Below are 10,217 nucleotides of genomic sequence, written 5' to 3'. Positions count from 1 at the left end.
GATGACAGCCGTCCTTGCCCTTGGCGCCGCCATGACCGCCGCCTTCATGGTGCTGCGCGGCAGCGGCTCGCCGGACACGTCCTCCCCGCGCTCCGCGCATCCGGGCGGCGAGCCGGCAAGCATCGAACTTGCGCGATGCCGGAGCATCGGCATGGCCGCCGTGTCTGACCGGGCCTGCAGGAAGTCGTGGGCCGAAAACCGCCGGCGTTTCCTGCAGTCGCCACAACATGTTTCACCTTATGCGGATCCCTCGGTTGACAAGGACCAGAGCCGGCTTCTGCCGCTTCAGCCATCGACCGCGCCGGGTACGGAAGACCATCACCAGAGCGGGGTGGCGCCATGAACGACACCGGCGTCATCGACCGCTTCCTGGAGACTTTTACCCGCTACATCGATTCAGGCTTTGGCCTTCTCGGCGGGGAAGTCGCGTTCCTCACCTCCACCCTGATCGTCATCGACATCACGCTCGCCGGCCTGTTCTGGGCTTGGGGGGCGGACGAGGACGTACTGCACCGGTTGGTGAAGAAGACGCTCTATATAGGCTTCTTCGCCTTCATCATCGGCAACTTCAACCGTCTCGCCGGCATCGTCTTCGAAAGCTTTTCCGGACTTGGCTTGAAAGCCGGGGGATCGGCACTTTCGGGTTCCGCCCTCCTGCAGCCGGGACGCGTTGCGCAGGTCGGCATCGTGCCGGCAATCCGATCCTCGAAGCCGCAAGCCAGCTGATGGGCTACGTCTCGTTCTTTGAGAATTTCGTCCAGATCGCGGTGCTGATGACCGCCTGGGCGATCGTGCTGATCGCCTTCTTCATCCTCGCCGTCCAGATCTTCGTCACATTGATCGAATTCAAGCTGACGACACTTGCCGGCTTCGTGCTGATCCCCTTCGCACTGTTCAGCAGGACTGCCTTTCTCGCCGAAAAAGTGCTCGGCAACATCGTCGCCTCCGGCGTGAAGATCCTCGTCCTCGCCGTCATCGTCGGCATCGGCTCGGGTCTCTTTGGCGAGTTCACCCGCGGCTTCGGCGCCGAACAGCCCACAATCACGGATGCGCTGTCGCTCGTGCTGGGCGCCCTGTCACTGATGGGTCTTTCGATCTTTGGTCCTGGTATTGCGACGGGCCTTGTTTCCGGTGCGCCGCAGCTCGGGGCAGGGGCTGCTGTCGGCACAAGTCTCGCTGCCGCCGGTCTTGGTGCCGCCGGTGCCATGGGCGCCCGCGCCGGATTGAGCGGCGGCGCAAGTGCGCTCAGTGCAGCTGGGCGCATGTCCGCGGCCGCCGCACGTGGCGGCGCGCATTTGGCCGGTAGCACCTCGACTGCTTACGGCCTTGCCGCTGCAACATCCGGCCAGAGCGGCGCAGGCTCGATCGCCGCCGGCTTGGCTGGCGTCGCCAGCGCCGGGGCCGGCGCTTCTGTCCAGCCGGTGAAGCAGGCGCTATCGCGCGCGGCGTCAGCCCTGTCTTTCAGCCAGCAGGCCGGCCGCTCGGCCGCATGGACTGCGACCGGTGGGGAGCAGCCATCGGGAGTAGCGGCTTCTGGGCGTAGTTCAGGCGGTGAGGCCGGTGCGGGATCTCCGCCGGAATGGGCCAACCGCATGAAGCGCGGCCAGACCATGAGCCATGGGGCCAGCATGGCCGCGCATTCCCTCCGCTCCGGCGACCATGGCGGTGGCTCGATGAATGTTTCCCTCAGTCAGGACGAACGCCGATGAACCTCTTCAGACGATCTTCCGTTCGGTACGGAACAACACCGCAGCCGGAGACGCCATATCAGCGTGCCGCCCAGGTCTGGGATGACCGCATCGGTTCAGCCCGTGTACAAGCAAAGAATTGGCGGCTGATGGCCTTCGGCTCACTCGTCCTGGCCGGCGGTTTCGCTTCGGCCTTGGTCTGGCAGTCGACGCGCGGGTCGGTGGTCCCTTGGATCGTTCAGGTCGACAAGCTCGGCGAGGCGCAGGCCATCGCTCCGGCTGTTGCCGATTATCATCCGACCGATCCGCAGACCGCATGGCATCTCGCCCGCTTCATCGAAGAGGTGAGAAGCATTCCGGACGATCCGGTCATCGTCCGCCAGAACTGGTTGCGCGCCTACGACTACACGACCGATCGCGGCGCCGTCTCTCTCAACGACTACGCGCGCCTGAACGATCCTTTTGCCAAGGTCGGCAAGATACAGATCGCGGTCGAGGTCTCCAGCGTCATCCGGGCTTCCCCGGACTCGTTCCGCGTCGCCTGGACCGAGCGTCGCTACGAGAACGGCAGCCTGGCGAGCACCGAGCGCTGGACCGCCATAATCACCATCGTCATTCAGCAACCCCGCGACGCCGACCGGCTGAAGGCGAATCCGCTCGGCGTTTACGTCAACGCCATCAATTGGTCGAAGGAGCTTTCATGATGTCCGCGGCACGAACGCGCAAGACGACGAGACGGACCGCCCGCGACATCACAAGGGTACGTTCGCTTGCTCTGGCATTGCTGTCAGCGACGGCGCTCGCCGGCTGCGCCTCGAAAAAATACATCCCGCCAGAGATCCGGTATGACGATGCGGTCCCCGCCGTGCAGAAGGCCGGCCCGCCCGGTCCGGTAAAGGTGGTGGAACTGCCGAAACCGCTTCCGCTCCCGGGTCAGCTGAAGCCGGTCGGGATCAGCAGGGCGAAGCCCGAGCCGGCCGATCCCAGACAGCGGATCAGTCAGGCGAATGAGACCGCTCGGATGCAGCCGGTCCGCGACGGCTTTATCAACGCGATCCAGCTCTATCCCTGGAGCGAAGGTGCGCTCTACCAGATTTATGCAGCGCCCGGTCAGGTCACCGACATCGCGCTGCAGCCGGGTGAACAGCTCGTCGGCTCTGGACCCGTCGCCGCGGGCGACACGGTGCGCTGGATCATCGGCGACACGCAGAGCGGGGCAGGGGAGCGGCTACAGGTCCACATCCTCGTCAAGCCGACTCGATCTGACCTTCAGACGAACCTCGTCATCAACAGTGATCGCCGCACCTACCATCTTGAGCTGCGATCGACCGAAAAGACCTATATGGCCTCGGTATCATGGCAGTATCCGCAGGATGAGTTGATCGCGCTGCGGCGCCAGAACGCACAGGCGTCCGCAGCACAGCCAGTCGCTGCCGGCGTCGACATCCAGAAACTCAATTTCCGCTATCGCATCGAGGGTGACGCCGCACCCTGGAGGCCGCTGCGCGCCTTCGACGATGGCGCGAAGGTCTACATCGAGTTTCCGTCTGGCATTGGCCAGGGCGAGATGCCGCCGCTCTTCGTCATCGGCCCGTCAGGGGGCTCCGAGCTGGTCAACTACCGCGCCCGGCAGAATCACTACGTCGTCGACCGCCTCTTTGCCGCTGCCGAACTAAGACTCGGCGGCAAGACGAGCGAGAGGCGCGTCCGCATCGTGCGCACCGATGGGAGCCGGCCCCGGCATAGCGCAGGATTGTTCAGATGAGCGACCCAACGAATGGCTTGAACCGGGACATCCGCGCTGAACTGCGTCTGCGCCCCGAGCCTGCCAGGGTGACGCGACTCTCGCGCAAGGTGCTGATCGGTCTGGGCGGGGTCGCCAGTGTTGCCATCCTTGGCACATTGATCTGGGCCCTCGACAGCAGGCGGCGCGGCATGGAACCAACATCCGAACTCTTCATCACGGAAAACCGCTCGACCGCTGACGGGCTGCAGACGCTGCCGAAGGACTATGCTGGCGTTCCAAAGCTCGGGCCCGCGCTGCCTGGCGATCTCGGCCGACCGATCCTGCGCGCGCAGGAGCAGGGCAGGCCCGCCATTGCGCCTGACATCAGAACGCCTCGCGTCGATCCGGAAGAACAGCGCCGCCTCGCCGAGATCGAGGCCGCGCGCGTCGCAAAGCTCTTCACGGAAACCAGCGCGCGGACAGCTCCGTTGCGGCAGGGTACCGGCGCTGGAACCTCCATCGCGGACACCAAGTCCGGATTGACGCCGCCGGCCGAACCGACGGTGCCTGATGCAGTGTCCACTCAAGATACGCAGGACAGCAAACTCGCCTTCGTCAACGCCAAGCCGGATCGTCGCACCGTTAGTCCCGATCGGCTCGAGGCGAAGGCTTCGCCCTACGTCGTCCAGGCCGGCACGGTCATACCCGCGGCCCTCCTTACCGGCATCCGCTCCGACCTGCCCGGCGTGATTACCGCTCAGGTCACGGAGAACGTCTACGACAGCCCGTCAGGGGTATATCTCCTGATCCCCCAGGGTGCAAAACTGGTTGGTCAGTATGACAGCCAGGTCGCCTTCGGTCAGTCTCGCGTACTCCTGGTCTGGAACCGGCTCATCATGCCGGACGGCGCCTCGATCGTGCTGGAGCGCCAGCAAGGCGCAGATACCCAAGGGTTCTCCGGACTTGAGGACGAGATCGATCATCACTGGGGCCAGTTGTTCCGGGCCGCAGCGCTCTCGACCCTGCTTGGTATTGGAGCGTCGCTTGGCTCCAGCGACGACGAAAGCGATATCGCGAAAGCGATCCGCGAGAGCGCGCAGGATTCGGCCTCCAATATCGGTCAGCAGATCGTGCGAAATCAACTCAACGTCCAGCCGACACTCACCGTCCGACCAGGGTTCCCGGTCCGTGTCATCGTCAATCGCGACCTTGTCCTGGCACCTTACGGCGTGCCGAAGGAACCGTCATGAGCAAGCTGAAACTCTCTGCAATTCCGGATGAGCGGCCAGTCAAGATTACGGTCGAGTTGCCTGCCGCCGTTCATCGAGATCTTGTCGCCTACGCCGAAGTGCTGGGCCGCGAGACGGGACAGACGGTCGCCGATCCCGTAAGGCTGATTGCGCCGATGCTGGTGCGATTCATGGCGACGGACCGCGCGTTCAGCCGGGCCCGACGCGACACGAAATCAGGATAGGCGGACCGTGGCGCGCTTCGTTTCCACGAAACGCAGGGCGACGTCGGGCCTGCTGCGAATGAAGTCGGCAACCGCATCGAGAAGCTCGGTAGCATGCACCGCCATTTCAAAGCCGCCCGGCAGGATGCCGGCCTGTTCTCTTCGGTCCGTTTCCTCCATGGCGAGTGTGCCGTCGAGATCAGTCAGAACGCGGCGAAGATTGCGCAGGAGTCGTGCGCCGGCCAGGGTCGGTCGGACTCCGCCTGCGTGGCGTTCGAAAAGAATTGTTCCCACCGCGTGCTCAAGGCTACGGATGCGCCGGCTCAGTGCGGAATGGTGGATGCCCATGCGTCGGGAGGCGCCGAGGAAGCTGCCCTCCTCGAACACGATGAGGGCGCATTCGAGCGTGATGAGTTGGACGCGTCGCCGCATGGCGCTTCCTCCACCTGGAAGTGATTGTGGCCCGCGCCCACCACGCGAACTGTCCAGTCGCCCGCCTATCTGCCCCATTGAAGTACCTGGTCAAAGCCCCCCGGTTTGGGGGCGAGCGCCTCAGTTGCCAATCGCACCAGTCGGCGGGCTCGCCTTCCGCGTTTCATGCAATCTGGCGAGTGTGCGTTCATCGAAGCTCGCCGTCACCGCCACTGTCTCTTCACCGCCTATGATCTTCGGCAGCCCCAGCGGCGTCACCCTGAAATGCAGTTGGACCAGGCGCAGCAGCCAGAGAGGGTTCATCTCGATGATGATCGTATCGATGCTTCTGTCCAGGCCCCACTCGACGATGCCTGACAAAAGCGCATTCGCCACCGGGCTCAGCATTCTTCCCCGTTCTCGGTACTGCGGCTCGACGCAGTAGCGCGTCCATTCCCAGATGTTTTCGCCCACGGGGCGTTGGCCTTCGCAAAGGTCCGACAGGACCTCCGAGAGCAAGTGGGGGCGGGTCGAAGGCAGCATGCGCTGGTAGCCGACAACGCGCTCCTCAGCCGTAAAGAGCATGTGGACTGCGTGCTCATTGTCGAACCGGTCGATTTCACGACCATCTGCGCGCCGCAGATCCGTCCAGCCCTTTTCTTCGACAAAGACCTTGTGGCGAAGGCGGAACGCCTGTTCCAGCTCCGCCTGATATTCTTCTGAATTCTGCGATGTAACCACAAGAAGCATCTCGGTTATCCTCCAGTTTGGAGGTCAACCAATGGTCGCTTCCTGTAGAAGGCGGCATCACGCGATTGCGTGAGCTAGGCGATCAGACCGTGACGAAAGGCTTCCGCGACAGCATGCACTGTGCTTGCTACTCCGAGCCTCTCGCGCGCCGCCCGCAGGTGAGTGTCTGCCGTGTTGCGACTTACAGCGAGACGGTCAGCGATCTCATCGACAGTCAAGCCTTCCGCTGCCCAGCGCAGAACGTCCCTTTGTCTCGGAGATAAACGTGCCGGCCGGATATCGCGTTTTGCATCAGTGATAACAGCCGCGCAGCCGAAAGCGTAAGCTGCAACCAACTGAAAGGCGAGACGGTCGTGGGGATCCGGATCCAGCTTTTCTCCCGCGACGGAAAACCCGACCGGCTGCCCATCCAATGTGGCAAACGGGACTGTCAAACCCTCGCATAATCTGAAGTCGGTTGCCTCGTCCATGATCCGGCGGCCGAAAGGACAGACCTTGCATAGGTTATCGATCTCGCTCCAGAGGAAGGGCGTGCTGCCCCGGTTCACAAGTTGAATCGTTGGATCGCGATATAGGTAGCCCTTTGAAAAATATCGCTCGGACCATTGTTCTGGCCAGGCATGGAGAATGACATGCGAAGCTTGATCATGTTTCAGAGCTTGGGGTGGGGGAATTAGTCCTGCCAGAAGATTGGTCGCGCCAATGCGTCCGGCGTAGCCAAGGATGTGTCGGCATATTTCCTGTTGAGTTGAGCTCTTACCGACATTGTTCAGAAGCTCGTACGTATCGTCGATGCGTTTAAACCATGCCATATGTACTCCTGCGTCCAGTACTAGGCCGGGACGCGCGCTGCGCCCGTAATCTGGTTATCTATCCGTGGTCTGCTCGCCAGCGTCCTTATCCCTGTTTCGGCCAGGTTTGGCCTGCGCCTCCAGTCCCAGGATCAGGGTTTCGATCAGGAAGTCGTAACCATCCTCGAGCGGGGCGACGTTCCCGCTTTTCCAGCGCATCACGAACGACCGGTTGTACATTTGCGGCAGGTATCGCGTAACCAACGGAAACCGCGCTGGGTCAAGCGCATCAAGGCCTGCGTTAAATGTTTCTACCCATTCCGAGTCTTCGGTAGCGCCGTCTGCGGCGAGTTCCATCGTGATATAGCCTTCCAGGGCGCCAACCACTGAATTGAAGGCATTGATCAAAGCCTGATCCTCGAATCCGGCTTGGGTGAGCGCAGTCAGAATGATCTCGACCCAAGGTGCATTCGGCGCGCCGTTGGAGCGGATATGCGGACCGAGCAGGGGTGCGGCCCTGGGGTGCTCGTGGACTCGCGCGCGAAACCGGCGGAATAGAAGCCGGATCGTGTCGCGCCAATCGTCCGGCAGATCCGAGGGTGTCATCAGGCTTGCAATCAGCGCGCCCGAAATTTCGGCAAGCAGATCCGACTTGGCGCCGCCCGCATGCCAGTACAGGGCGGCCGGATAGACGTTGAGCCGGCGGGCGAGAGCGCGGACAGAGAATCCGGCTATTCCCTCGTCGTCGATCAGGGCAATGGCGGCCTCCACAACGCGCTCCCGCGTCAAGCCGATAGCGCCTGCTCTACCGACCGAGCGCTTCTTGGTGGAAGACTGTGTGTTCAAGGCAGCTTTCCGTCACCACTATGCGAGGCCGAGGATGTGCCCGACTTCTGTCGCAAATCGTTCATTGTCCCCTGTTGTCCCGATGCTCACCCGCAGAAAGTGACGATAGCCGGCCTCCATCCATGGCTTGACGACTATGCCTTTTTTGATCAGGGCGCTAGCCACAGGGGCAGCTTGGGTCGCCAAGTCGAGGAACAGGAAGTTGGTCTGTGACGGGACAACGCGGACACCCAATCCGGCCAGGCGATCGGCGAGGATGTTTCGGTCGTGCCGTATCTTGGCCGTGGTCTGCAGCATCCATGCTTCGTCCTGGAGCGCGGCAATTGCGGCAGCCTGCGCGGCCGCGTTGACGTTGAACGGGGTCATGCATGAACGCATCGCCCTGGCGATGCGTTCATCCGAGGCGATGCCGTAGCCCGCACGCAAGCCGGCGAGACCATAGGCCTTGGAGAAGGTGCGTAGCACAACCCAGGAAAGATCCGAGCGACCGCCCAGCACCTGCAAGCCATCCGGATAGCTGGAGTCGATCATCTCGAAATAGGCTTCATCCAACACGAACAATGTCGTGGGATGCACCGCGTCAAGCAGCCGGTCGAGTGCCCTACGCGACAAGGCCCGCCCCACCGGATTGGAAGGCGATGAGACGAAAACGATCTTTGGTCTGCGTGTGAGCTCATCCGCCAACCCGTCCACGTCATAATCGAGTGCTGGTGTCATCGGCACCTTGAGCACTTGTGCACCGGCCGCCATGGGCTCGATCTCGTGCAAGCCGAAGCACGGTGAGACGGTCAAGACCGAATCACCCTTTTGCAGATACGCGCGGCAAAGTGCTGCAATCAACTCCTCCGAGCCATTGCCGCAGACGATCTGATCAGAGGAGGTGCCGAGCTTTTCCGAAAGCACGTGCCGCAGCGCAGCCGACGCCGGGTCGCTGTAGCGCGATGGGACAAGTGATGCCAGGGCGGCGGACACTGCCGGCGATGAACCGTAAGGATTCTCGTTGCTTGCCAATGCCGCAATGTCTTGCAGGCCACTGACCCGCCGCGCGGCAACTGCCGATATTCCAGCGTTGTAAACGGGAAGAGAGGCGATTTCCTGCCGAGGGCAGATGGCGTCGTTCGGAAATGACTGCATGATCCTACCTTCTCCTTTTTCTCGCTATTCGCGTCGGTTGCCCCCCGCCAGGGAGGAGGCCAATCCGGGCAAAAAATGTCGTTGACACGGCAAAGGTATATACATAATGTTTTTATTGTCCACTGAACAATAAATCTCAAAGCGGCGGACACTGAGACACTGCACCGACCATCGTAGGTGGCTTCGATGGGCACATGCAGTGTGGGAAAGGGATGGAACAATTCGCACCGGGCGACTTGGGCGCCAGAGTGCCGGCGGATAGGCGTGCAACCTGGGTCGTATCAGCGAAGGCCTCGTGCGCAGGCCGCAAATCCGAAAATGTCCAGGAAGGGAAATCCATTATGATCTCGACCCGACGTTCGTTGCTCAAGATGGGTTTGGCGGGGCTGCTTGTTCCCCAGGGGCGCGTTGCATCCGCAGACGAGAAGAAGGGGCAGTCGTTCGAAGCCTGGCGACACGATTTCGAAGCCTCCCTTCCAGCACGCATGGCGGCCGCCAAGGTCTCAGGAGCCGCCGTCGCCATCGCCTCCAGAGACAGCGCGACGCGCTACACTGCGGCCTTCGGGTTTGCCGATCTGGCGCAAAACCGCAAATTGACCGCGGACACGCCAATGCATTTGGCTTCGGTCAGCAAACTGGTCACCGCCACGGCCCTGGTCCAGTTGTTTGAGCGGAAGGGCTACGATTTGCACGATGACATCAACAAGTTCATCGACTTTCGGATCAAGAACCCTCGCCACCCGAGCTTGCCGATCACGCCGCATCAGCTGATCACGCACACATCCAGTATCTCGGATAAAGGCTACGACGATCTGGACGTGGCCACCGACGGAGATCCGACGCAAAGCCTGAAGGGCTTTCTAAAGGACTTTCTTGTCGAGGGTGGCGCATACTATTCGCCTACCACGTCGTTTTGCCCAGCCAAGCCAGGCAATCGATGGAGCTACTGCAATGTCGGGGTGGCGTTGGCAGGTTATGCGGTCCAGTGCATCAGCAAGCAGAGCTTTTCCGCGTATACCCAGAAGAACATATTCGAACCGCTGGGTGTTCGAAATGCGCATTGGTATCTGAAAGAGTTTGCACCAAACGTTCTCGCCAAGCCTTATGAATATGGGAAAGGCGCGTTCAACGAGCTGCCGCAGGAGGGATATCCTGATGTCCCGTCTGGAATGCTTCGTTGCTCGGTAGCCGACCTCACAAAAATCCTGCGTGGCATGCTTGGCGGAATAACCGGCCAGTGCGCGATTTTGTCGCCACGCGCAGTAGCCGCCATGTTGCACGACCAGGTCGATCCGGAACTGGTTTCGTACCAGGGGCTGGGCTGGGTTTCTGAGCCGATCAACGGGCACGATTTCGTCGGGCATTCCGGCAGCGACGTGGGCGCCTCCAACATGGTGGTCCTGACGCGGGATCAAACC

11 protein-coding genes and 1 pseudogene are annotated in these 10,217 nt (G+C 61.8%); 7 read left to right on the top strand and 5 right to left on the bottom strand.

Translation table 11 applies throughout. The annotated features are described in order from the left end of the window. The 6 genes and pseudogenes from trbK-alt to EN990_RS33610 form a co-directional block, all read left to right on the top strand. A partial coding sequence (gene trbK-alt / locus EN990_RS33635) for a putative entry exclusion protein TrbK-alt (RefSeq protein WP_127388547.1) occupies positions 1–343 on the top strand: 343 nt, incomplete at its 5' end. Then, positions 340–1,709: pseudogene (gene trbL / locus EN990_RS33630) on the top strand (P-type conjugative transfer protein TrbL). The gene trbK-alt and the pseudogene trbL, both read left to right, overlap by 4 nt. Then, entirely contained in the window at positions 1,706–2,392 is a 687-nt protein-coding gene (trbF, locus tag EN990_RS33625; RefSeq protein ID WP_127370603.1) for a conjugal transfer protein TrbF, read from the top strand. The pseudogene trbL and the gene trbF overlap by 4 nt, the downstream one beginning before the upstream one ends. Next, positions 2,389–3,453 carry a P-type conjugative transfer protein TrbG gene (gene trbG, locus EN990_RS33620; RefSeq protein ID WP_245469237.1) on the top strand — a complete coding sequence of 355 codons (1,065 nt, stop codon included), beginning with the start codon at positions 2,389–2,391 and terminating at the stop codon, positions 3,451–3,453. Before trbF ends, trbG begins: the two co-directional genes overlap by 4 nt. After that, complete coding sequence (locus EN990_RS33615) at positions 3,450–4,664, top strand: TrbI/VirB10 family protein (protein ID WP_127369822.1); 1,215 nt, start codon at positions 3,450–3,452, stop codon at positions 4,662–4,664. Before trbG ends, EN990_RS33615 begins: the two co-directional genes overlap by 4 nt. Then, positions 4,661–4,888, top strand: coding sequence for a DUF2274 domain-containing protein (locus EN990_RS33610; protein ID WP_127369821.1), 228 nt, complete (start codon positions 4,661–4,663; stop codon positions 4,886–4,888). Before EN990_RS33615 ends, EN990_RS33610 begins: the two co-directional genes overlap by 4 nt. Here the strand turns inward: EN990_RS33610 and EN990_RS33605 are convergent. From EN990_RS33605 to hisC, 5 genes are all read right to left on the bottom strand, one after another. Continuing rightward, positions 4,880–5,299 carry a LysR family transcriptional regulator gene (locus EN990_RS33605; RefSeq protein WP_164766207.1) on the bottom strand — a complete coding sequence of 140 codons (420 nt, stop codon included), beginning with the start codon at positions 5,297–5,299 and terminating at the stop codon, positions 4,880–4,882. The two genes, EN990_RS33610 and EN990_RS33605, sit on opposite strands and share 9 nt — an antisense overlap. Positions 5,300–5,419: 120 nt before the next feature. Next, complete coding sequence (locus EN990_RS33600; RefSeq protein ID WP_127369819.1) at positions 5,420–6,028, bottom strand: acyl-homoserine-lactone synthase; 609 nt, start codon at positions 6,026–6,028, stop codon at positions 5,420–5,422. Positions 6,029–6,102: 74 nt separating this feature from the next. Then, complete coding sequence (locus EN990_RS33595; RefSeq protein WP_127388546.1) at positions 6,103–6,840, bottom strand: LuxR family transcriptional regulator; 738 nt, start codon at positions 6,838–6,840, stop codon at positions 6,103–6,105. A 54-nt stretch (positions 6,841–6,894) separates the two neighbouring features. Continuing rightward, on the bottom strand, positions 6,895–7,665 hold the full coding sequence (locus EN990_RS33590) for a TetR/AcrR family transcriptional regulator (protein ID WP_127388545.1): 771 nt from the start codon (positions 7,663–7,665) through the stop codon (positions 6,895–6,897). 18 nt (positions 7,666–7,683) lie between these two features. Further along, positions 7,684–8,799 (bottom strand): histidinol-phosphate transaminase, encoded by a 1,116-nt coding sequence (hisC, locus tag EN990_RS33585; RefSeq protein WP_127370449.1) that lies wholly within the window; start codon positions 8,797–8,799, stop codon positions 7,684–7,686. A 341-nt stretch (positions 8,800–9,140) separates the two neighbouring features. Here hisC and EN990_RS33580 point away from each other — a divergent pair. Beyond that, positions 9,141–10,217, top strand: a 1,077-nt coding sequence (locus EN990_RS33580; protein ID WP_245469236.1) for a serine hydrolase domain-containing protein, incomplete at its 3' end; no start/stop codon positions are given.

Source organism: Mesorhizobium sp. M7A.F.Ca.US.005.03.1.1 (assembly GCF_003997975.1).
GTDB lineage: Bacteria > Pseudomonadota > Alphaproteobacteria > Rhizobiales > Rhizobiaceae > Mesorhizobium > Mesorhizobium ciceri.
The sequence above is the reverse complement of the archived record's forward strand: the minus strand, read 5'-3'. Positions and strand labels throughout refer to the sequence as shown.

Bases quoted from the DNA above. Each gene is read 5' to 3' on its own strand.
- hisC (WP_127370449.1), bottom strand. From the start codon at position 8,799: ATGCAGTCATTTCCGAACGACGCCATCTGCCCTCGGCAGGAAATCGCC.
- EN990_RS33610 (WP_127369821.1), top strand. From the start codon at position 4,661: ATGAGCAAGCTGAAACTCTCTGCAATTCCGGATGAGCGGCCAGTCAAG.
- EN990_RS33605 (WP_164766207.1), bottom strand. From the start codon at position 5,299: ATGCGGCGACGCGTCCAACTCATCACGCTCGAATGCGCCCTCATCGTG.
- trbG (WP_245469237.1), top strand. From the start codon at position 2,389: ATGATGTCCGCGGCACGAACGCGCAAGACGACGAGACGGACCGCCCGC.
- EN990_RS33595 (WP_127388546.1), bottom strand. From the start codon at position 6,840: ATGGCATGGTTTAAACGCATCGACGATACGTACGAGCTTCTGAACAAT.
- EN990_RS33600 (WP_127369819.1), bottom strand. From the start codon at position 6,028: ATGCTTCTTGTGGTTACATCGCAGAATTCAGAAGAATATCAGGCGGAG.
- EN990_RS33615 (WP_127369822.1), top strand. From the start codon at position 3,450: ATGAGCGACCCAACGAATGGCTTGAACCGGGACATCCGCGCTGAACTG.
- trbF (WP_127370603.1), top strand. From the start codon at position 1,706: ATGAACCTCTTCAGACGATCTTCCGTTCGGTACGGAACAACACCGCAG.